19 protein-coding genes are annotated in these 20,713 nt (G+C 67.4%); 11 read left to right on the forward strand and 8 right to left on the reverse strand.

Annotated features, from left to right (window positions below; genetic code table 11):
- From CEY08_RS14440 to CEY08_RS14455, 4 genes are all read right to left on the reverse strand, one after another.
- Nucleotides 1-2,172, reverse strand: coding sequence for a phosphocholine-specific phospholipase C (locus tag CEY08_RS14440; protein ID WP_076812952.1), 2,172 nt, complete (start codon nt 2,170-2,172; stop codon nt 1-3).
- A 35-nt stretch (nt 2,173-2,207) separates the two neighbouring features.
- Entirely contained in the window at nt 2,208-2,390 is a 183-nt protein-coding gene (locus tag CEY08_RS14445; protein WP_042793219.1) for a hypothetical protein, read from the reverse strand.
- Nucleotides 2,391-2,408: 18 nt separating this feature from the next.
- Nucleotides 2,409-4,415, reverse strand: a complete 2,007-nt coding sequence (locus CEY08_RS29835; protein ID WP_076812948.1) for an alkaline phosphatase family protein — start codon at nt 4,413-4,415, stop codon at nt 2,409-2,411.
- Between the two features lie 206 nt (nt 4,416-4,621).
- On the reverse strand, nt 4,622-6,568 hold the full coding sequence (locus CEY08_RS14455; protein ID WP_076812945.1) for a PhoX family protein: 1,947 nt from the start codon (nt 6,566-6,568) through the stop codon (nt 4,622-4,624).
- A gap of 197 nt (nt 6,569-6,765) precedes the next feature.
- Between CEY08_RS14455 and CEY08_RS14460 the strand changes: the two genes are divergently transcribed.
- The 10 genes from CEY08_RS14460 to CEY08_RS14505 all read left to right on the forward strand — a co-directional run bounded on the left by CEY08_RS14460 (nt 6,766) and on the right by CEY08_RS14505 (nt 12,936).
- Nucleotides 6,766-7,200: a general secretion pathway protein GspC gene (locus CEY08_RS14460; protein WP_076817625.1), complete on the forward strand. Its 435-nt coding sequence runs from the start codon at nt 6,766-6,768 to the stop codon at nt 7,198-7,200.
- A gap of 80 nt (nt 7,201-7,280) precedes the next feature.
- Nucleotides 7,281-7,709 carry a type II secretion system major pseudopilin GspG gene (gene gspG, locus CEY08_RS14465; protein ID WP_042793217.1) on the forward strand — a complete coding sequence of 143 codons (429 nt, stop codon included), beginning with the start codon at nt 7,281-7,283 and terminating at the stop codon, nt 7,707-7,709.
- The gene (gspH, locus tag CEY08_RS14470; protein WP_076812942.1) at nt 7,681-8,169 is read left to right on the forward strand and encodes a type II secretion system minor pseudopilin GspH; all 489 of its coding nucleotides are present in this window, start codon (nt 7,681-7,683) and stop codon (nt 8,167-8,169) included. The genes gspG and gspH overlap by 29 nt, the downstream gene beginning before the upstream one ends.
- The gene (gene gspI, locus CEY08_RS14475) at nt 8,156-8,557 is read left to right on the forward strand and encodes a type II secretion system minor pseudopilin GspI (protein WP_042793215.1); all 402 of its coding nucleotides are present in this window, start codon (nt 8,156-8,158) and stop codon (nt 8,555-8,557) included. Before gspH ends, gspI begins: the two co-directional genes overlap by 14 nt.
- 2 nt (nt 8,558-8,559) lie before the next feature.
- Nucleotides 8,560-9,165 (forward strand): PulJ/GspJ family protein, encoded by a 606-nt coding sequence (locus CEY08_RS14480; RefSeq protein ID WP_076812939.1) that lies wholly within the window; start codon nt 8,560-8,562, stop codon nt 9,163-9,165.
- Entirely contained in the window at nt 9,162-10,112 is a 951-nt protein-coding gene (gene gspK / locus CEY08_RS14485) for a type II secretion system minor pseudopilin GspK (protein ID WP_076812935.1), read from the forward strand. The genes CEY08_RS14480 and gspK overlap by 4 nt, the downstream gene beginning before the upstream one ends.
- Nucleotides 10,109-11,101 (forward strand): type II secretion system protein GspL, encoded by a 993-nt coding sequence (gene gspL, locus CEY08_RS14490; RefSeq protein WP_076812932.1) that lies wholly within the window; start codon nt 10,109-10,111, stop codon nt 11,099-11,101. Before gspK ends, gspL begins: the two co-directional genes overlap by 4 nt.
- Complete coding sequence (locus CEY08_RS14495; protein ID WP_076812928.1) at nt 11,098-11,685, forward strand: type II secretion system protein M; 588 nt, start codon at nt 11,098-11,100, stop codon at nt 11,683-11,685. Before gspL ends, CEY08_RS14495 begins: the two co-directional genes overlap by 4 nt.
- 1 nt (nt 11,686) lies before the next feature.
- Nucleotides 11,687-12,439, forward strand: a complete 753-nt coding sequence (gene gspN / locus CEY08_RS14500) for a type II secretion system protein N (protein WP_076812925.1) — start codon at nt 11,687-11,689, stop codon at nt 12,437-12,439.
- Nucleotides 12,440-12,546: 107 nt separating this feature from the next.
- Nucleotides 12,547-12,936: a hypothetical protein gene (locus tag CEY08_RS14505; protein ID WP_076812922.1), complete on the forward strand. Its 390-nt coding sequence runs from the start codon at nt 12,547-12,549 to the stop codon at nt 12,934-12,936.
- A gap of 3 nt (nt 12,937-12,939) precedes the next feature.
- On the opposite strand, the gene gspE is transcribed toward CEY08_RS14505, so the two are convergent.
- Together gspE and gspD are read right to left on the reverse strand one after the other, a co-directional pair.
- Entirely contained in the window at nt 12,940-14,367 is a 1,428-nt protein-coding gene (gene gspE, locus CEY08_RS14510; protein WP_063959788.1) for a type II secretion system ATPase GspE, read from the reverse strand.
- Nucleotides 14,364-16,736, reverse strand: coding sequence for a type II secretion system secretin GspD (gspD, locus tag CEY08_RS14515; RefSeq protein WP_076812918.1), 2,373 nt, complete (start codon nt 16,734-16,736; stop codon nt 14,364-14,366). The genes gspE and gspD overlap by 4 nt, the downstream gene beginning before the upstream one ends.
- A 176-nt stretch (nt 16,737-16,912) precedes the next feature.
- On the opposite strand from gspD, the gene gspF reads away from it, so the two are divergent.
- On the forward strand, nt 16,913-18,118 hold the full coding sequence (gene gspF, locus CEY08_RS14520; protein WP_076817623.1) for a type II secretion system inner membrane protein GspF: 1,206 nt from the start codon (nt 16,913-16,915) through the stop codon (nt 18,116-18,118).
- A 58-nt stretch (nt 18,119-18,176) separates the two neighbouring features.
- Here gspF and CEY08_RS14525 read toward each other — a convergent pair whose 3' ends face one another.
- Both CEY08_RS14525 and CEY08_RS14530 read right to left on the reverse strand, forming a co-directional pair.
- Nucleotides 18,177-18,515: a P-II family nitrogen regulator gene (locus CEY08_RS14525; protein WP_013393295.1), complete on the reverse strand. Its 339-nt coding sequence runs from the start codon at nt 18,513-18,515 to the stop codon at nt 18,177-18,179.
- A gap of 129 nt (nt 18,516-18,644) precedes the next feature.
- Nucleotides 18,645-20,702 (reverse strand): NAD(+) synthase, encoded by a 2,058-nt coding sequence (locus CEY08_RS14530; RefSeq protein ID WP_076812915.1) that lies wholly within the window; start codon nt 20,700-20,702, stop codon nt 18,645-18,647.
- Nucleotides 20,703-20,713: the final 11 nt, after the last annotated feature.

Genomic DNA, 20,713 nt, shown 5'->3' on the forward strand with positions numbered 1-20,713 from the left:
TTAAAGCCCCATCGCCGGATCCGTCACCGACGGACGGCCGGTTTCGACGCGGCCGGCAAAGCGGCGCAGGTAGGCCGGGTCTTCGGCCAGGCGCGCCGTGAAGTCGTACCAGCCCTGGCTGCCTTCCAGCGGCCAGTGCTGCTCGACCTGGCCGCCCGCGGGCACCGTGAACTTCCAGCGCTCGTGGTTGGCATAGTAGGCATTGGGCGCAACTTCGAAGGTGCAGGGATCCTTGCCGCCGTTGATGAAACTGACGTAGACGTCGCCCTTGGCGATTTCGTAGCAGACGCGGATCTCGGGGGCCAGCACCGATGTGCGGGCCAGGGCCAGATCGCCCGCGAAATGGCGGTGGTAGCCATTGGGTCCCAGCACCCACAGATCGTACTTGCCGCCATCGGCGGCCGTGTCCCAGCTGCCCTCGAGCTGCTTGTCCGGTTCCACTGTGTAGCGGCGCGGCAGGCGGTCCAGATGCAGGCGGTCATAGACGTGGAACACCGCCGCCTGCTTGCCCGTGTTGGAGAACACGAGGCGCATGGCGCCCGTGCCGGGCTGCGCGCGCCCGCTGGTGTGCAGCTCGTAGGGCAAGGCGCGGGAGTAACGCACGCCCTGCTCCTGCACCGGCTTGGCCTGCGTGCGGGGATCCGGCAACGGCACGGCGTTCAGCGCTTCCTGCGCGCTGCGCTCGCTGTCCGATCCGGCGCGGGTCAGCAGATTCAGGTCGGGCAGCTTTTCGTTGTTGGGCGTGGCGAAATTGAACGCCGAGGTCAGGTCGCCCAGCACCGCGCGGCGCCAGGGACTGATGTTGTCTTCCGCCACGCCGAAGCGGGCTTCCAGGAAACGCAGTACGGACGTGTGGTCAAAGGCCTGGGAATTGACCCAACCGCCGCGGCTCCACGGCGACACCACGTACATGGGCACCCGCGGCCCCGGACCGTAGACGCGGTCGTCCGCGGCGTCCTGGGCGGAAGCATGGGTGTGGCGCTCCAGGTCGGTGTTGACGGTGGAGGCGCCGGCCATCGAGCCGTCCGGGTTCAGCGAGGGCGCCGCGGGCGGCGGCACGTGATCGAAGTAGCCGTCGTTCTCGTCGAAGTTGATCAGGAGCACCGTTTTGCTCCAGACCTCCGGGTTGGCCGTCAGCGCATCCAGCGTTTCCTGGATGTACCAGGCGCCCTGGATCGGGCTGGATGGGCCGGGGTGCTCGGAGTACGTGGCCGGGGCCACGATCCACGACACCTGCGGCAACGTACCGTTGACGGCGTCCTCGCGCAGGGCCTTCAGGAAGCCGCCATCGGGCATGGTGTTGGCCGTGCCCTTGTAGAGCGGATTGGCGGCGTCCATGGACGGCGTCCAGGCCGGATACGGCGCGCCGTTGGCGCTGTTGCCGGCCAGCTCATTGGCCCGGCGGTACTGCTTGAAGCCCGCCAGCGGGTTATCGCCGAAGTTCTCGGGCAGGTTCTGATAGACCTTCCAGGTCACGCCAGCTTCCTGCAGGCGCTCGGGATACGTCTTCCAGGTCCAGCCGGTGGACGAGGCGCCCAGGCTGTCCCACTGGTTGCGGGTCGAGGGGCCGTTGCCCAGGGCCAGCGGATCGTTGGTGCCGGTCCAATGGAACAGGCGGTTGGTGTTGGTGCCGCCGTGGGTAGAACAGTGGTAGGCATCGCACAGGGTGAAGGCTTCTGCCAGCGCGAACTGGAACTCCACCTCTTTCTGGCGGTAGTAGCCCATGGACTGGTTCTGTTTGTAGCGCGGCCAGTGGTCCATGCGGCCACCGTCCCAGGCCATTTGCGCGTCCAGGTAGTCATGCGGCGTGCCGGCCACGCGCTGGGCGTTGCCCTGGGTGCTGTCCAGGTGATACGGCATCACGACGCGGGTGCCGTTGCTCTGCTCCCAGACCGAACGCTGCTCGGGCAAGGGGATGGTGATGCGGTCGCCGAAGCCGCGCACGCCCTTGAACGTGCCGAAGTACATGTCGAAGGAGCGGTTTTCCTGCATCAGGATGACCACGTGCTCGACGTCGTTGATGGTGCCGGTGCGGTTGTTGGCGGGAATGGCCAGCGCGCGGCGGATGGCCGGCGGAAACATCGACAGCGCGGTCAGGCCTGCGGTCGAGGCGGCGGCATTGCGCAAGAAGCGGCGCTTGCCGGCGTGAACCTGGTCTTTATCGAACGTCACGGATTCTTTTCCTATGGATCTGGAGGGAACGCGGCTCAGGGCGCGCAACGCAATTCAGGTTTCACCGGCTCGGGCTTCGGCGTTTCGGGCTGGCCCGTGCCGGGGTCCGTGCCGCTGTCGCTATCGCCGTCATCGCCGCCGCAGGCAGCCAGCGTGACGCTCAGCATCAGCACTGCGCCCAGGCGCAGGAAACCGCGCAAGATCATGGACATGCTCATTTTTTTATCCTCGGTACATCAGCGGAACAGTTCGGAGACGGACTTGCCGGACAGCGCGAGCGACTTCACTTCGGCTTCGGTGAGCGCGCGCGACCAGTAGGCCAGGTCGTCGAAATACATCGTGTAGGGACCCTTGGTGCCGGCGCAGCAGATACCGTAGGTGCCGCGTCCGTCTTCATTCAGGCCCAGGTGCGGCCCATAGACCCCGGCGATCTTGCTCAGGTCGACCGAGCCCGTGCCGATGGTGCGCTGCGAGAACCCCAGCTCGCTGTCATAGACGGAAGCCGTCAGGGTCTTGGCAGCCTTGTCCACGGTCATCGCGATATAGACAGGCTTGTTCGGGGTGAACTTCACGTTATTGATGTCCACCCGCGAACCGCCGCCAGCCAGGTTGAAATACAGCACCGGACCCGCCCATTGGGCGATGGTGATGCCGGGATTGCCGCCCGAGTTGTAGTCTTTATTGCCCAGGATGGAGCGGTCGTTGGCGTTGCCGTCGGACTGGTACCAAAAGCCGATGGTGAAAGCCTGGGCCGCGTCCAGCATGCCTGCCGGATAGTCCAGCTTGAACCCACCCAGGGGAGCCGCGCTGCGGTCGTTCTTGAACATCTTGCCGAACACGCCCACATCGGCGTAAGCGGGCGCCTGGGTGCCGTCGAACGGCGTGATGGCGCCACCGCCCGCGGCGACGTCCGTCATGTTGCCTTCGAAGGGGAACAGCATCGTCAGGCCGGTACGCAGCGACGCCAGGAGCGGCAAGGGCTTGCTGTAGGCCACGGTGGTGCGCGCGGCGCTGACCGCGCTGCCGACCGCCACGCTGTAGTTCAGCGCATGCACGCCCTCGGTCTCGAACGTGAAGCCGCGGTCGACGTATTCGGCGGCCGTGCCGGGCAGGCGCGCGATCTCGGCGCCGTCGCGGCTGACCACGATGTCGCCTGCCGGTTCGCCCACGCGCACCCAGCTCAGCGTCACGCTCTTGTTGTCGGTCGAGGTGCGGGCCGCGGTGTGGCGCAGCGCCAGCTTGCCGGTCAGGGTGGTGCCGGCCATGTCGTAGTTGGCGGCGGCGGGCAGGACCTTCAAGTGATCCAGTACCGTCGGCGCCACGTCGGCAGCGCTGGGCAGCGCGTACCAGTTGCTGTCCCACAAGCCGTCGAACGAAGCGTCGTCGGCGCTGCCGCCCAGCAGCGCCGGCTGGTTCGCAGCCAGCAGAATGGTCTTGTTCGAGGACAGCGGACGGCCATCGCTGGCGCCGTTCTGGCCCAGGCCATGGCTGGATGCCACAACCACCAGCCAGTTCTCGCCCGGATGCTCCGCCTTGCGGTCGGCGATCTGCTTGGTCAGCGCGCCGATGGCTGCGTCGGTCTGGCGGATCACGCTGTCGTAGGACGAGCCGAAGCCGTTCTCCGAGGCCGCGCGTTCGGGCGCGCCGAATTGCGCCACCACCACGTCATAGCCCTCGGCGATGCGATCACGCGCCTGCGCCGCAACGCAATCGTCCCCGCCGGCACAGTCGGTCAGCGACTGCAGATAGCCCGCGTCCCGATCGCCGGCGATCAATCCGGCCAGCAGGGTCGAATTGAAGGCGGCGGCGGTGCGCGCCTCGGGGCGCGCCTGCTTGACGCGCTGGAACAGGGTCGGAGATTGCAGCGCGGGCGCTTGCACGCTGTACCGCACGCCGTGCTGGTCGGCCCACTGCCCCGTCAATAGCGTGGCCCAGCCCGGCGCCAGCAGCGTTGGCTGCTGCGTCGGCGCGTCCGTCACGCCGCCGGTCCACGCACGCGTGGCATTCAATTGAGCGATGTTCGACAACGACTTGTCGGCCACGCCCCGGCGCATCGCGTCGTAAGTCAGGCCGTCCACGCCGATGAACAGCACCTTGTCCGCGGGCGTCGTATCCGGTTCGGTCACCGGGGGCTGGGTCGGCGGCGCTTCGGTATCGTCGTCATCGTCACTGCCTCCGCAACCCGCCAGGGCGCTGGTCGCCACCACGGCCGCGCACCATCTTCTCCAATTCAATGCTTGCATGCTTCTCTTCTCGTGTCATGAACAGGGTTTACGCTGGGCCACATGATGGCCAGCGAAGGTGAAAGCCCCGTGAAGCAAAGAAGAGAAACCTTGATCGACGGATCAGGATTCTTTTGCGCCGGATGCGCAAAAAAAAAGCGGCTTCCGAGAAGAAGCCGCCCCGCGGCGTGGAATGGCTTGACGGACTCGCAGGCCCGCCGCGTGCTTCAGGCGCCTATCTTCACGCCGGTCAGATAGCCCACCGACGCGCCGAAGCCGTCCTTGTAGTTGGCCTTGACCAGGGGCTCCAGCGTGGGACGCACCACCGAGTGCACGCTGCCCCAATCGGCCGCGTGCTGGAAGTTGCTGGTGATATAGGTCCAGCCATTGATTTCGTCCACTGCCTGCAGGCCCGTCGACTCCGCGGCCACCGGGCATGACAACAGGCGCGACAGCTGCCTGGTGTCGACGTTGTAGGCCCACAGGAAATTGTTGACGTGGCCGCCGCTGTCCTCGCCTACGAACAGGGTGCGCAGCTTCTCCGAAAACTTGAGGTTGTCCGGGTTGGATATCTTGTCGGCGCCGTGGGTGTTGCCCAGCGCATCGCGCGCCGCCAGCACGTCACCGATGAGTTCCGGCACCGCGGCCATGTCCACCGGCACCCAGGCGCTGTCGATGGCGTTGCCGTCGGTATCGACCTGGCCTTCCTTCATGTGCAACTGGTAGACCGCGCCGGCCGCCGGGCCTTCCACCTTGAAACCGGGCGACAGGCCGTCGGTCATCGAGCTGTCCACGCGGGACATCGCGCTGTAGGCGATCTTGTCCTTGATGTTGACGGTGGTGCCTTCCATCTTGGAGAAGGCCAGCGTGCCGCCCGCAAGGGCGGCGTAACGGTGCGTTTCCAGGAAGGCCGCGGCCACGTTGCGGCCGGACTGCAGCTTGACCCAATTGTCCTTGCCGGAGTAGCGGATCTTGGTAAAGGCGGCATCCAGCGGGTCGGTCGTGCGCACGTCCATGATGTCGGCCGACGTCAGCTGATCGGCCAACGCTTTCACTTCGGCGCTGGTCGCATGGCCCAGCTTGATCCAGGTCAGCGTGCCGGCGCCGGGTCCTGTTCCCGAAGTCTGCGCCCACTTGGCTACGTACAGCGTGCCGGCGGACAAGTCCGCCTTGCGGTCGGCCACGAACATGAACAGGCCGCCATTGGTGGCATCGTCGCCCATGAGCGCGGTGCGCTGGTCTGGCATGACCTGGACCAGTTCATGCGAAATACGGCCCATGCAGTAGTGCTTCTTGATCGTGCCGGTGCCGTCCGGATTGACAGTCACTTCGGGCATGTGGCCGTAGTGGTACGGATTGGCCTTGGCTGGATCGCCGTACACATTCTGGCTGTAGGTCTGGAACGATGAGGAAGCCTTGGCCGTGGTGGCGTCCGGTTCGTACTCTTCGCTGGACAGGTGCGTGTTCCAGGGCGACAGGCTGGCGCCACAGGTGATCCACAGGCCATGCACGGGAGACGTGTCCACGGTGTGGTACTTGACCAGGCTGAGTTTGCCCGTATTGGGGTCTTGCGACAGCGTCAGCACCGCGATCTGCGACGGCAGCAGGCCGTACATGTCCTTGCCGGCCTGATCCATGGACTGGTATTCGAACTGCACCACCGCGTACAGGGCATTGCCGGCCACACCCGCCACCTTGGTCGGTTCCGACAAGGACAGCAGCGACATGCCGTCCGGACAGTTCGAGAAGAACTGCCGCGCCTTCGCCGGCACCGAGTTGTCCATGATGGGCGCGCCCGCCAGGTTGAAGTATCCGCCGGCAATCACCGTCCCGCCCTTGCCGTCCGGAACCGCGTCGCCCGTCATGAAGAAAGGCTCGTAGCCGAGCTCGACGCTGCGCTTGGAGCCATCGCTGAACGTCAGCTCCAGCGCCGAGGCGACGGTGGTACGCGCCATCAGTTCGGGCTGCGACAACGAAGGCGCGGCCATGGACGTGAAAGAGGCGGACTGAAACGTGACCGGCGTGACAGGCGGCTCGCTGCTATCGTCGTCATCGTCGCTGGAATTGCAGCCGGCCAGCAGCGCGGCCAGGCTGACGCCGCCGATCGGCAGCATCGGCGCGCCTCCCAGCATTTTCAGGAGTCGGCGGCGATTGGCTTGGTTCAGGTCTTGCATGCGGGTGGTCCCTGTTGAAGTGGAGGTCTGTCCGGCTTGGGCATCCGGACCTCAGCGCATGCTAGACACGAGGCATGTACGAACGATGACAGGGACTGGCGCGGCCGTTGCGGCGCGCGGCGCGTCGGCTGGCGATCGCGCGCCTGTCACATAAGGCCGATATAGTCGGCGCGGTTGCAACCCGTCCCGCCCGTTCCATGCCCTTGTTCCTGCGCCCGAACCTGCCCGCCGCCTTCCGCATTCTTGCCGTGCTGGCCCTGGCCGCCGGCCTGGGGGTGTGGGCCTCGATCCTGCTGGCGCCCAGGCCCGCCGTCCTGCCCCCCGCCGTGTCGGCAGCCACGCCACGCGCCGCTGACAACACCCCCGTGGCCCTGTGGTTCGGTAAGGACGAAGCCATGCGCACGCAAATCACCGTGCTGGGCGTGATCGCCTCGGGCGCTGGCGGCGCCGCCGTGCTCAGCGTGGACGGCGGCCCGCCCCTGGCCTGGCGCACGGGCGGCGAAGTGGCCCCCGGCATCGTGCTGCGCGAGGTCGCCGCGGACGCGGTGACGGTGGAGCAGGCCGGGCGCGCAAGCCGCCTGCCCGCGCCCGCCTCCCTGCCTGCGCCCGCCGGAATCTCGCGCGAAAAGTAAGCGGCGTCGGCGGCGTAAGTATTGCTGTCATATTTCATGTCCACAATCCTCCGCTTCTACTGAAAGACCGGAGTCATCAAGTGCGTCAGCTACCGCGCGGGCTTGCCCGCCAGCAAGGTTTCACCCTCATCGAGATCATGGTGGTGATTGTGATCATGGGGATACTTGCGGCGCTGATCGTCCCCCGCGTGCTGGACCGCCCCGATCAGGCCCGCCAGGTCGCCGCGCGCCAGGACATCGCCGGCATCATGCAGGCGCTGAAGTTGTATCGCCTGGACAATGGCCGCTACCCCACCACCGCCCAGGGCCTGCGCGCCCTGGTGCAAAAACCCGAAGGCGTGAACAACTGGCGCGGCTACCTGGACAAGCTGCCCAACGATCCCTGGGGCCACCCCTACCAATACCTGAGCCCCGGCGTCAAAGGCGATATCGATGTGTTCTCGTTCGGCGCCGACAACAAGCCCGGGGGAGAAAGCGGCGATGCCGACATCGGTTCCTGGGAACTCTGAGCGCGGCTTCACGCTGGTCGAAGTCCTGGTCGTGCTCGTGATCGTGGCGATCGCCGCCAGCATGGTGAGCCTGTCCGTCGGACGTAGCGAAAACAGACTGCGCGGCGATGCCCAGCGCCTGGCGGACGCTTTCACGGTGGCCCAGAGCGAGGCGCGCAGCGATGGCCGCCCCATCCGCTGGCTGGCCAGCGGCCAGGGCTGGTCCTTCGAACGCCAGGGCCGGCTGCCGGGGCTGAGCGCCGAGGAAGACAGGCCTCTGCCCCTGGACCGCATGGAACGCGACGAGGTATTGCGCCCGCAGTCCTGGTCGGCCGCGCCGGTGGAACTGCGGCTCGATCCGGACCAACCGCTGGTGTTCAACACGGAATGGGTCGCCGCGCCCATCACCCTGACACTGAGCGCGGGCACGTCCCGCGTCATCCTCCTGCGCGACGCCGCGGGCCGCTATGAGATCCGCTGAGCCGCCCCGCCCGCCCGGCCGACAGCGCGGCTTCACGCTGATCGAGGTGCTGGTGGCACTGGCCATCATCGCCGTCGCCATGGGCGCAGCCCTGCGCGCGACCGGCGTCATGGCGGAGAACAACCGCGCCCTGCAGGACAAGACGCTGGCATTGCTGGCCGCGCAGAACGCGCTGACCCAGCTGCGGCTGGAACAGGTGTTGCCGCGCGCCGGCACACGCAGCGCAGCCTGTCCGCAAGGCGGCCGGGCGCTGCAATGCGAAATGGAGTTTACGAATTCGATGAACCGCAGCTTCCGCCAGGTGTCGATCAAGGTGCGCGATGCCGGCGCCTCGCAGACGGGCGCCGTGCTGCTGCAACTGGACGGCCTGTTGTCCAGCCTGCGATAGCCATGCGCCGCCCTCTCCCGACCCAAGCCGGCTTTACGCTTATTGAAGTGCTGGTAGCGCTGGCGCTGATGGCGCTGGTGAGCCTGATGGCCTGGCGCGGCCTGGCCAGCGTGTCCGGCGCGCGCGAGCGGATCGAGGCGCAGGCCGATGACATTGACGCTATCGTCCGCACGCTGGGCCAGATGGCGCGCGACATCGAACTCTCTTACAGCGGCCCCGGCTTCGACCCCACGGGACTGGACGCGCAGGCCTACACCAGCGGCCTGCGCCTGCTGCGCCGCGCGGGCGGGGGACCGGTCTTCGAGATCCTGCGTCCCGACCCGGACGGCAACGGCCAGTGGCAGCGCGTGCATTGGCAGGTGCGCAAGGACGGCCTGTGGCGCGCCAGCGGGCCGTCGGCGGCTCGCAGCCCCCTGCCGGCCGCGGGCGACGGCATACTTCTGCTGCCCGGCACACGGAACCTCGCGCTGCGCGCCTGGGTGCCCGGCACAGGCTGGGTCGACGGCGCAGCCAGCCTGGCTGCCACCCCGACCGGCCTGGAGATCACGCTGGAACGCGGCTCCTCCGCCTCTCCCGAACGCTACACCCGCGTGCTGGAACTGCCATGAACGGCGTCCGCGGATCCCGGCGCGAGCGCGGCGCCGCCGTCATCAGCGCGCTCATCATCGTTGCCATCGTCGCTGCCTTGACCACCGGTCTGTTCCAGCGCCAGACCGCCAGCACGCGCCGCGTGGAAAACGAGATGGCGCGGGTGCAAGCCCTTGCCATGCTGGCGGGCGGCATAGACTGGGCTCGCCTCATCGTGCGCGACCACGGCCGGCGCGAATCCATCACGCGCGGCGACCAGATCTGGGCCACGCCGGTCCTGGATACACGCATCGAGCGGCCTGGCGACGAACGCATCGCCGTGTTCTCTGGCCGCGTTCAGGACGAGCAAGGCAAGTACAACCTCTACAACCTCGCCACCAATGGCGTGCCTCAACCCGAGCAGGAGCAGGTATTGCGCCGACTCCTGAATGCGCTGCAATTGCCGGACACCTTGGCCGCGCGCATTGTGGAGGTGATGTCGGCCGCGCAGCCCGTGGCGCCGCCAGCCGACGTTCCCTCCGCGCCGCCGGGGCGCCCTGCCCCCGAGGCGCGCGCGCCCTTGCCGCGCGGCGTGGACGAAGTGGCGGCCTTGCTCGCATTGGATCCGTCGGTACGCAATGCACTGCGTCGCACAATGACGGTGCTGCCTGTCTCCACCAGTGTCAACGTCAATACCGCGCCCGCCGAGGTCATTGCGGCTTTGGTGCCCGGCCTGTCGCTGAGCCAGGCCCGCACCATGGCGGGCGAACGCGACCGCGGCAACTGGTTCAACAATGCCGGCGACTTCGCCAACCGCCTGACAGGCGCAGGCATCAAGGCGCCCGCGCCCACGGTGGTCACCACCAGCGCATGGTTCCTGGCCAGCGGCACCGTGGCCTATGAGCGGGCGCGCATCTCCATGCAGGCGCTGCTGCGCAGCTCGCCGCCGGCAGCCCCCGACACCTTATGGACTAGAGAAATTCCTTGAAGAACATTCTGCGCATCGCGTTGCCGCCGCTGGAAGAATTCAACGCCGGCTCGCTCCTGCCCTACGCCTGGTTCGACCGCCGCGGCCGCTGCGCCCGCCAGGGTGAGTTGACGCTCGAAGCGCTGGGCCATGCCTATCCCCACGCCGCCTGCGAAGCCGTGCTGCACCCCGACGATGTGATCGCCGCCAGCGTGCAGATCCCCGCGGTGGCGCGCGCCCGCTTTGCGGCCGCGGTGCACAGCGCCCTGGAGCCGCTCGTGCTCAGCGACCTGGACGCGCTGGCCATCGGCCACGGTCCGCGCTCGGCCGACGGTACGGTGCCGCTGGCCTGGGCCGCGCGCGAACCCGTGCGCCGAGGCTGGAGCCTGTTAAATGCGCAGGGCTTGCGCACGCAGGCGCTCATCGCGCCACAGGCGCTGGGGGCCGAAACCTCGGCGCCCCTGCGCGACCCAGCCGATCCTCGCTGGCAGGCGCCCTCGCCTTCATGGTCGCTCGCCATGCCCCAGCTGGCGCCGGCCCGAGTCTCGGCCTGGCGCCCCGCCTGGCGCTGGGGCGCGGCCGCGGCAGTCGTCTGGATAGGCGGGCTGAACCTGTACGCATCGCAACTGCAAGCCGAAGCCGACGCGTTGCGCAACGGCATGCATGCGCAGGTCCTGGCCGCGTTCCCCGACCTGCCAGTGGTCCTGGACCCGCCACGCCAGGCGCAGCAAGGCCTGGACGCGCTGCAGGCGAACCGCGGCGCAGCCAATGCCGCCGACTTCCTGCCCCTGGCGCGCGCCGCGGCGCAGGCCCTGCCCTTCGCCGCCGACAAGGTGTCCCGCCTGGGCTACACCGAACAGGCGTTGACGCTGCAACTGGCCGACGCCGGCGAACAGTCGCAACGCGTGGCGGAGACGCCCGCGCTGATCCAGCAAGCCGCAGCCCTGGGCCTGAAGCTCGAACGCGGCGACAACGACACCACCTGGCGCATCGTGCGCGCGCAACCATGAAACTTCCGCAAGCCCTGCATGCGGCCAGACAGTCGCTGGCCAAGACCCTGACTCCCGCGCTGGCGCGCGCCGGACTACGCTACCAGGCGCTGGCGCCGCGCGAGCGCCGGCTGGTGACAGCGGCCGGCCTGCTGCTGGGCGGCGCGCTGGTCTTCGTCGCCCTGATCGAGCCGCCCTTGAACACGCTGCGCAAAATGCAAGCGGAATTGCCCGCGCTGCGCGGCCAGGCAGCCACGGTCGCCGACCTGACCACCCAAGCCAAGGCGTTGCGGCGCAAGTCCGCAGCGCCTGCCGGCGCCATGCCCAGCGTCGCGGAAATGGGCGCCTCGCTGGAGCGCGCCGGACTCGCCGCGGAACTATGGGCGCTGGACGAACCGGAGCAAGGCCCGGGCATACTGCTGACACTGAAACAGGCGCCGTCTTCGGCCCTGCTGCGCTGGCTGGATGGGGCCGCGCGCGATTGGGGCCTGGCGGTCAAGGAGGTGCAGCTCACACGTGCCGCCAACGTCAACGGGCGGCCACTGCCCGGTCTGGTCAACGGCAAGGTGAGCCTGGTGACGCCGCAAGCATCGGAGCGTGGCTGACATGTCCGGCTTGCGCCTTTCCAAACGTTCCGCTGCGCTGCTCCTGGCAGGCTCTGTCTGTGCCGCCGCGGCCGCCGTCACCGTTCTGCCCGCGCGCTGGCTGCTGGTTCTGCTGCCGGACAAGGCGCCGGTTGCGCTGGCCGACGCCAGCGGCACTTTGTGGCGCGGTAGCGCCTGGATCGCGCTGGGTCCGCCCGGCGCGCGCCGCATGCTGCCACAGCCCGTGCAATGGCAATGGCGCTGGGATGCGCTGGCCCTGGAGATCTCCCACCCCTGGCTGCAGGGCCCCTTGCGGGCCAGCCCAGGTTGGAACGGCGTGTCGGTGCCCGCCCAGTCCCTGCGCGCGCCTGCCTCCATCCTGTCCGCGCTGGGCGCGCCTTGGAACACCATCGCCCCACAGGGCACGCTGGAAATCCGCTGGCAGCCGCTGCGGCTGGGCGCGGCCCTGCCCGCAGGCCCACTGGCCGAACTGCGCTGGCGCAACGCCAGCACCGCGCTGACGCCGGTGGCGCCAGTGGGCTCGTATCTGTTGCGGGTGCAAGGCGGCAAGTCCGGCGCCACACTGGCGCTGAGCACGGAAAGCGGCCTGCTGGATGTGACCGGCCAGGGCAGCGCCAGCGGCCGGGGCGGCCTGAAATTCCAGGGCCAGGCGACCTATGCCGGGTCCGCCCGCGAAGCCGAGCGCGCGGCCCTGGACGGCCTGTTGTCGGCGTTGGGTAGGCGGTCGGGCGACGTGACGACGTTCGGCACCTGATTCCGGATCGTTGGGCTTCGGATTTGGCCGAAAAATGTACGTTTTTAAGTACAAAATCTAGCCCAGGGAGCCTGCCATGGCCACCCGCTGATCGACGGTTTCGCTTCGTGACCGCCAAACCCGCCATCAAGCTCACAGCCCACTTCGAGCGCAAGCTCGAGGAAATCGAAGCCTTCCTCACCGGGGCCAAGGTTCCACACGCTTTCGACGCGCTGCTGGACGAGTTAGCCGATGTGGTCATTCCGAATCTCGCAGCCTTTCCCGCCGCCATGGGGCGCTCGTTCCTGGAACGGCCCGTGCGTTCCGTGGAAGCCGCCAATGGAGTGGCTCGCGTGGCCCGGCAGCTCAGTACGCTTTCCGAGGATGCGGAACTGCGCGAGTACGTCTCTGCCCACTACCTGAAGCTTTACGCCTGCATCAAGAATCGGGTCTACCTGCTCTCGATCCGGCATCACCGCCAGCTTTCCTTCGCCTTTTTCGACCGCTGGCGAATATAAATACTAGGCGTCCCGCGTCACCCGCAGGATCTCCTCCGGCGAGGTCTGCCCGCTTTCCACCCAGCGCTGTCCGTCCTCGCGCATGGTCCGCATGCCTGACGCGGCAGCCGCGCGGCGCAGTTCGCGTTCGTCGCGCCCTTCGTGGATCAGCCGGCGCGCCTCGTCGTCCACCGTGAAGAGTTCATGGATGCCGGAACGTCCGCTGTAGCCGGTATGGTTGCAGGCATCGCAGCCCACCGGATGAAACACGCGCGCACCGTCCTGCAGGGCGGGCTTTTTGCACGCCGGGCAGAGCTTGCGCACCAGACGCTGCGCCAGCACACCCAAGAGCGATGACGCGAGCAGGAAGGGTTCCACGCCCATGTCGGTGAGCCGGGTCACGGCCGACACCGAGTCGTTCGTGTGCAAGGTGGCCAGCACCAGGTGGCCCGTCAGCGATGCCTGCACCGCGATCTGCGCGGTTTCCAGGTCGCGGATTTCGCCGATCATGATCACATCGGGATCCTGGCGCAGGATGGCTCGCAGCGCCAATGCGAAGCTCATGTCGATCTTGGCGTTGACCTGGGTCTGGCTGATGCCGGGCAAGTCGTATTCGATCGGATCCTCGACCGTCAGGATATTGCTGGTGGATGCGTCCAGGCGGCTTAACGCCGCGTACAGCGTGGTGGTCTTGCCGCTGCCGGTGGGTCCGGTCACCAGCACGATGCCGTGCGGCTGGCGGATCAACCGGTCCAGCTGTCCCAACACGCCCCCATCCATGCCCAGCTTCTCCAGCTGCAAGCGCCCCGCTTCCTTGTCCAGCAGCCGCAGCACGGCCCGTTCGCCATGCCCGGTCGGCAAGGTGGAAACGCGCACATCTATCGGCCGCCCGCCCACGCGCAGCGCAATGCGTCCGTCCTGCGGCAAGCGCTTTTCGGCGATGTCCAGATGCGCCATGATCTTGATGCGCGAGATCAGCGCCGCATGCAGCGCCTTGCGCGGCGACACCACGTCGCGCAAGGTGCCGTCGACCCGGTAGCGCACTACGGAGTGCGTCTCGAACGGTTCGATGTGGATATCGCTGGCGCCGTCCCGCGCGGCCTGCGCGAACAATGCGTTGATCATGCGGATCACGGGCGCGTCGTCCTGGGCCTCCAGCAGGTCCGCCACCTCGGGCATGTCCTGCATCAGGCGGTCCAGGTCGATCTCGTTCTCGGCCACGCCCATGACCGATGCCGCGTCCTCGGAATGGCTGTAGGCCGCGGTCAGCAGGGTTTCCAGCGCCTCGTCCTCGACCTGAGCCAGTTCAATGTCGCCATGGCAGCGCCGGATCTCGCGCACCGCCCATTCTGGCGTGCGCGGGCTGACGGTCAGGCGGGCCTGTCCGCCGCGCAGCGACAGCATCGCCCGTTGTGCGCGGGCCCAGGCATATGGCAGCGGATGCGCGCTCATAGCAACGTATCAGGGTCCACGGCCACGCTGTGCATCAGCGTGCGCGACACACGGATGGCCCCGGAAGCATCGCGGCCCTGCTCCATGCCGGGATACTGCCGCACCGCGAAGGACTGCGCCGTGACGGGCGCCGGCCGCCGCAGCGTTTCCGCCTGATGTTCCGGCCGCAGGTCGTACGCATTGTTCGAGACCGAGGGCGCCGAACCGGGCTGAGGCAGCATCGGCGCCTGCATGTCCGGCAGCAGCCAGTGCTGGCCCGGCTGCACCGCGCCCTGCGCGCGGCGCATGTAGTCGTAGCGGTCCATGGTGACGCCGGCAGTGCGATTGGCGTCGCGCACCACGTAGGGCCGCAAGAACACCATCAGATTGGTCTTGGTGCGTTTGCGCGAGTCGTAGCGGAACAACGAACCGATCACGGGCAGCGAACCCAGGCCGGGCACGCTGTTCGTCGTAAGCGTCACGTTGTCTTCCAGCAGGCCGCCCAGCACAATGATCTGGCCATCATCGATCAGCACGCTGGTGTCGATGGCGCGTTTGTTCGTGACGATGCCGGTGGTGGAATTGGAACGGCTTTCATCGATGCTGCTGACTTCCTGGTAGATGTCCAGCTTGACCGCGCCGCCTTCGGAAATCTGCGGGCGGATATTCAGCTTCAGGCCGACGTCTTCGCGTTCGATGGTCTGGAACGGATTGGTGCTGCCATTGCTGCCCGAAGTCACGTACTGACCGGTCACGAACGGCACCGTCTTGCCCACCAGGATACTGGCCGATTGGTTATCCAGCGTCAGGAGGTTGGGCGTGGACAGGATGTTCGCCTCGCCCGAATTTTCCATCGCGCGCGCCAGCACGCCCAGGTTGATCACCTTGTTGCCCAGCACGTCGACGGTGCCCTTGACCACGCCCAGGCTCAGGCCGCTGCCCAGGCCGTCGATGGTAGTGGGGCCTTTGCCGGTAATGCCGCTGCCGCCCAGATTGGTGCCGCCGATGAAGCTGGTGCCGTCGCTATTGATGTTGCCGGCGCCCGTCATCCACTGGATGCCGAACTCCGCCGCCTTGGCCTCGCTGACTTCCACGATCAGGCTCTCCACCAATACCTGCGCGCGGCGCTGATCGAGCTGGTCGATGACCTCGCGCAAGCTGCGGTAAAGCGGTTCAGGCGCCGAGATGATGAGTGAATTGGTCGCGGGATCCGCCTGGATGGTGGCCCCGCCAGCCGAGTACGACACGGCTTGCGAACTGTTGTCTTCGCGGGCAATGCGCTCCTGCTCGCCCGACAATCCGCCCTTGGACGACGCGGACATGCCGGACATGCCCTGCACTGCCTGGCCGGCCATGCCCGCCGACGCGTTCTGTGCGCGTGCGCCGCCCTGGGCACCGGCGCCGGCGGCGGCGCCCCCCGTGGCGCCCGGCGCGGAATTCGCCTGCCCGGTCAGCAGGCCGCCCAAGACCTCGGCGATGCGCGTGGCTTGCGCGTTGCGCATGTAGACCACGTGCAGATTGCCGGCGCGGTTTTGCTGCGCGTCCAGCTTCATGATCAGGTCCCGTGCAAGGCGCGTGCGCGCAGGGCTGCCGGAACGCACCAGCACGCTATTGCTGCGCGGATCGGCCACCACGGCAATGCGCTGCGTCGGGTCGCTGCTTTGCGTATCCAGCAATTGCGAGGCAAGAATGGCGATGTCGGTCGCGATGGCCGAGCGCACCGGCACCACGTCCGTGTCGATCGAGCTGGGGACGTCGATGCGCGCAATGACCTGCGCGATCCGTTCCAGGTTATCGGCGTAGTCCGTGACCACCAGCGTGTTGTTGCCGGGATAGGCGTTGATCGGATTGTTCGGCGGCACCATGGGACGCAGCACCGGCACCAGGTTGGCGGCGTTTTCGTACTTCAGCGGAAACACGCGCGTCAGCATTTCCCCACTGCTGCCCTTGGCAAACGCGGCGACGGGCACCGGCCCGCGTCCCGCGCCGCCAGCCGGCGCCCCGCCCACGGCTTGCCCGGGTCGTCCATTGCCCACCACCGCGCTGCCCTGCAGCTTGGCATCGGCCTCCGGCACCACGCGCGTCACGCCATCGACGTCGACAATGGCAAAACCCTGCAGACGCAGCGCGCCCGTCAGCATGGACAGCGCCTGCGCGCTGTCCACGGGGCGGTCCGACACCAGCGTAAGCTTGCCCTTGACGCGCGGGTCCACCAGGAAGTTGCGCTGCGTGAACAACGACAAGGCGCGCAGCACGGCGGGAATGTCGGTGTCGACGAAGTTCAGACTGACGCGGTTGTCGGTCTGTTGAGCATGAACCGTGGTGGCCGCGGGTCCGAGCTGGCTCGCGGCAAGCAGTACCGCGAGGCTGAATTGCGCAATTTGACGCATGACGGGATAGGTGCCTGAGACGTGAAATCGTGTGAAAAAACGTGAAAGCGCGTCGGAGTATACGGGGTGACAGTGCAACACTACGGTCATAATCCGCAGGCATCGTAGCGGCCTTGAAACCCTTTAAATTCGGGGCTTTGCGCGTTTTGCAAATGCGCGCGGCCCGTGCTTTGCAAATGCCTTCCTTCCGATACGAAGCCACCGACGCGTTGGGAAAAATCGTGCGCGGCACGATCGACGCCGACAGCGAGCGCGGCGCGCGCAACCAGTTGCGCGGCCGCGGCTTGCTGCCGCTGTCCACGTCCCTGGCCGCGCGCGCCGAAGGAATCGGCGCGTCGCTGCGCACACGCCTGTCGGACGCCGATCTGGCCTGGCTGACGCGTCAACTCGCCAGCCTGCTGGCGGCGAGCCTGCCGCTGGACGCCGCCCTCAGCGCCACGTTGGAGCAGGCTGAAAAAAAACACATCGCCGCCACGCTGGGCGGCGTGCGCGACGACGTGCGCGCGGGGCACAAGCTGTCCACCGCCCTGGCCGCGCGGCCACGCGACTTCCCGGAGATCTACCGGGCGCTGATCGGCGCCGGCGAAGAATCAGGCGACCTGGCGCAGGTGATGGAGAAGCTTGCCGACTACATCGAGGAACGCAATGCCCTGCGCAGCAAGGTGCTGACGGCGTTCATCTACCCCGCGGTGGTGGCGTGCGTGTCGGTGATCATCGTGATCTTCCTGCTGGGCTATGTGGTGCCCCAGGTGGTGTCCGCGTTCAGCCAGGCCAAGCAGGAACTGCCGCTCTTGACGCGCATCATGCTGGCGCTGTCCGACTATGTGCGGGAATGGGGCACGGCGACGGGCGCCGCGCTGGCGGCTGCGGTGGCGCTGTGGCGTTACGCGCTGCGCGCGCCTGCCGCGCGGCGCGCCTGGCATGCGCGATTGCTGCGGCTGCCCTTGGCCGGACGTTTCGTGCTGGGCGTGAACGCCGCCCGCTTCGCATCCACGCTGGCCATCCTCTCAGGGAGCGGCGTGGCGCTGCTGACGGCATTGGAAGCGGCGCGCCGCACGCTGGGCAACGATGTGCTGCGCCAAGCGGTGGACGAAGCCTCGGCGCGGGTGCGGGAAGGCGCGTCGCTCTCGGCATCGCTGGGCGCGCAGAAGGTATTTCCGTCGCTGCTGGTGCACCTGATCGCCAGCGGCGAAAAGACCGGCCGCCTGCCTGAACTGCTGGACCGCGGCGCGCAGAACCTGTCGCGCGACCTGGAACGGCGCGCGATGGCCATGACCGCCCTGCTGGAGCCGGCGCTGATCCTGCTGATGGGGGGATTCGTGCTGCTGATCGTGCTGGCCGTAATGAGCCCGATCCTGGAAATGAATCAGCTCATCAGGTAGGCCGGAAAATGTGTTCGCGGCTGCCGGCGGATCCGGCCAGCCACAAATGCCTTGGAACCTACAGCGCCTCTTCGTCGCTTTCGCCCGTGCGGATGCGTATGGCCTGTTCGACCGGCGTCACGAAGATCTTGCCGTCGCCGATCTTGCCGGTGCGGGCGGCCTTGACGACAGCTTCGATGGCGGCTTCGACCTGGCTGTCGGGCAGCACCACTTCGACGCGGATCTTGGGCAGGAAGTCCACCACGTACTCGGCGCCGCGGTAGAGCTCGGTATGGCCTTTCTGGCGGCCGAAACCCTTCACTTCGGTAACGGTCAGGCCGCTGACGCCGACTTCGGCCAGCGCTTCGCGGACTTCGTCGAGCTTGAAGGGTTTGATGATGGCGGTGACTTGTTTCACGTTGGTCGTCCTGGGTTTTTGATCTGTAGCGGCGCCCTGGCTCGGCATGGCTGCAGGGCACGTTGGATAAGAGAATACCACCCGCCAGGAAGCCCGAGCGCCGGGCCCCTCCTGGCGGGAAAGCCCGGTTCAGGTTTCGTCAGGAATACGCTCGGCGTCGCGCATCCACACCGCCGACTCGGAGTCGCTGGGCGCCCGCCAGTCGCCGCGCGGCGACAGCGAACCGCCGGAGCCGACCTTGGGCGCATTCGGCACGCAGCTGCGCTTGAACTGGCTGAGCCGGAAGAAGCGGTCCAGGAAGATCTTCAGGTTGCGCTTGATGGCCGCCAGGTCGTACTGGTTGCGGGCCACGTGGCCTCCCTCGGGCCAGGCGCCCGCCTCCCTGTCGCGCCAGGCCGCCAGGGCCAGGAAAGCCACCTTGGTCGGCGCGAAGCCGTAGCGCAGCGTGTAATACAGGTTGAAGTCCTGCAGCTCGTAGGGACCGATGGAATCTTCGCTTTTCTGCACCGGTTTGTCGTCCGCGCCGCCCGGCACCAGCTCGGGGCTGACATCGGTGCCCAGCACGTCCAGCAGGACTTCAGCCCCCTCCTCGCCCAGGCGGCCGGATTCGGCCACCCAGCGCACCAGGTGTGTGATGAGCGTTTTGGGCACACTGGCATTGACGCTGTAGTGCGACATGTGGTCGCCCACGCCGTAGGTACACCAGCCCAGCGCAAGCTCGCTCAGGTCACCCGTGCCGATGACGATCGCGTTGTTGAAGTTCGCGATGCGGAACAGGTGGTTGGTGCGTTCGCCGGCCTGCACGTTTTCGAACGTAATGTCGTAGACCGGCTTGCCGTCCGCGTAGGGATGGCCCAGGTCCTTGAGCATCTGCAGGCAGCTGGGCCGGATATCGATCTCGGATGCCGTGCACCCCACCACCGCCATCAGCCGGCGCGCCTGCTGCAGCGTGCGGGAGCTGGTGGCGAAGCCCGGCATCGTGACGGCCAGGATGTTGGAGCGCGGCAGGTCCAGCGCGTCCATGGCCTTGGCGCAGACCAGCAGGGCATGAGTGGAATCCAGTCCGCCGGAGATGCCGATGACGACCTTGGACATGCGGCTGGCCGACAGGCGCTGGACCAGGGCCTGGACCTGGATGCTGTAGACCTCTTTGCAGCGGGCATCGCGGCGCTGCGGATCGGCCGGCACGTATGGGAAGCGGGCCACGCGCCGCTCCAGCGCCAGCTCGGCGTCTTCCAGCGGCGGATCCACGGGAACGGCCACGCTGCGGAACTTGCGCACTTCGTCCTGGTGGCGGCGCACGGACTGGCCGAAGGTGGTCTGGCGCATCCGCTCGCGCGAGAGGCGTTCGAGGTCCACGTCCGCGAACAGCAGATGGGAATGGCCGAGGAATCGTTCCGATTCGCCCAGCAGTTCGCCGTTTTCGTAGATCAGCGCCTGGCCGTCCCAGGCCAGATCGGTCGAGGACTCGCCCCGCCCGGCGGAGGTATACATGTAAGCAGACAGGCAGCGAGCCGACTGTTGCGCCACCAGCTGGTGGCGGTATTCGGACTTGCCGACCACGATATTGGAAGCCGACAGGTTCACCAGCACGGTGGCGCCAGCCAGCGCGGCGAAGGAGGACGGCGGAATGGGCACCCAGACGTCTTCGCAGATTTCAACGTGGAACTGGAACAGCGGCAGCTTTTCCATCTGGAAGATCAGTTCGGACCCGAAAGGCACGGTCTGTCCCAGCAGGTGGATCTCGGAGGCGGTGGCGCAATCCCCGGCGCTGAACTGGCGCGCTTCGTAGAATTCGCCATAGTTGGGCAGGTAGCTCTTGGGCACCACGCCCAGCACGCGGCCCCCCGCGGCAACCACGGCGCAATTGAACAACTGGTGGGCCACGCGCAGCGGCGCGCCGACCACGACGGCGATATCCATCTCGGCGGTTGCCGCCACCACCTGCGCCAGCGCCGCCTCGCACTCGTCCAGCAAGGCCTTCTGGTGGAACAGGTCGTCACAGGTGTAGGCGGACAGGCCCAGTTCGGGAAACGCCGCCAGCACCGCTCCGCCCTGGGCGGCCTGCTGCGCCAGCGCGATCGTCTGGGCGGCGTTGAACGCGGGGTCGGCGACCTTGCATTCGGGCACGCCGACGGCTACCCGGGCAAAGCCGTGGGAATAGAGGTTGAAGAACGGGTTCGACATCGGGTCTATCG

Source organism: Achromobacter insolitus, from assembly GCF_002209555.1.
GTDB lineage: Bacteria > Pseudomonadota > Gammaproteobacteria > Burkholderiales > Burkholderiaceae_B > Achromobacter > Achromobacter insolitus.

Excerpts from the sequence above, each read along its gene's own strand:
- gspI (WP_042793215.1), top strand. The coding sequence starts at position 8,156 with ATGAGATCCGCTGAGCCGCCCCGCCCGCCCGGCCGACAGCGCGGCTTC.
- CEY08_RS14480 (WP_076812939.1), top strand. The coding sequence starts at position 8,560 with ATGCGCCGCCCTCTCCCGACCCAAGCCGGCTTTACGCTTATTGAAGTG.
- CEY08_RS14495 (WP_076812928.1), top strand. The coding sequence starts at position 11,098 with ATGAAACTTCCGCAAGCCCTGCATGCGGCCAGACAGTCGCTGGCCAAG.
- gspN (WP_076812925.1), top strand. The coding sequence starts at position 11,687 with ATGTCCGGCTTGCGCCTTTCCAAACGTTCCGCTGCGCTGCTCCTGGCA.
- gspF (WP_076817623.1), top strand. The coding sequence starts at position 16,913 with ATGCCTTCCTTCCGATACGAAGCCACCGACGCGTTGGGAAAAATCGTG.
- CEY08_RS29835 (WP_076812948.1), bottom strand. The coding sequence starts at position 4,415 with ATGCAAGCATTGAATTGGAGAAGATGGTGCGCGGCCGTGGTGGCGACC.
- gspK (WP_076812935.1), top strand. The coding sequence starts at position 9,162 with ATGAACGGCGTCCGCGGATCCCGGCGCGAGCGCGGCGCCGCCGTCATC.
- CEY08_RS14530 (WP_076812915.1), bottom strand. The coding sequence starts at position 20,702 with ATGTCGAACCCGTTCTTCAACCTCTATTCCCACGGCTTTGCCCGGGTA.
- CEY08_RS14445 (WP_042793219.1), bottom strand. The coding sequence starts at position 2,390 with ATGAGCATGTCCATGATCTTGCGCGGTTTCCTGCGCCTGGGCGCAGTG.
- gspE (WP_063959788.1), bottom strand. The coding sequence starts at position 14,367 with ATGAGCGCGCATCCGCTGCCATATGCCTGGGCCCGCGCACAACGGGCG.
- CEY08_RS14455 (WP_076812945.1), bottom strand. The coding sequence starts at position 6,568 with ATGCAAGACCTGAACCAAGCCAATCGCCGCCGACTCCTGAAAATGCTG.
- gspD (WP_076812918.1), bottom strand. The coding sequence starts at position 16,736 with ATGCGTCAAATTGCGCAATTCAGCCTCGCGGTACTGCTTGCCGCGAGC.
- CEY08_RS14460 (WP_076817625.1), top strand. The coding sequence starts at position 6,766 with ATGCCCTTGTTCCTGCGCCCGAACCTGCCCGCCGCCTTCCGCATTCTT.
- gspH (WP_076812942.1), top strand. The coding sequence starts at position 7,681 with ATGCCGACATCGGTTCCTGGGAACTCTGAGCGCGGCTTCACGCTGGTC.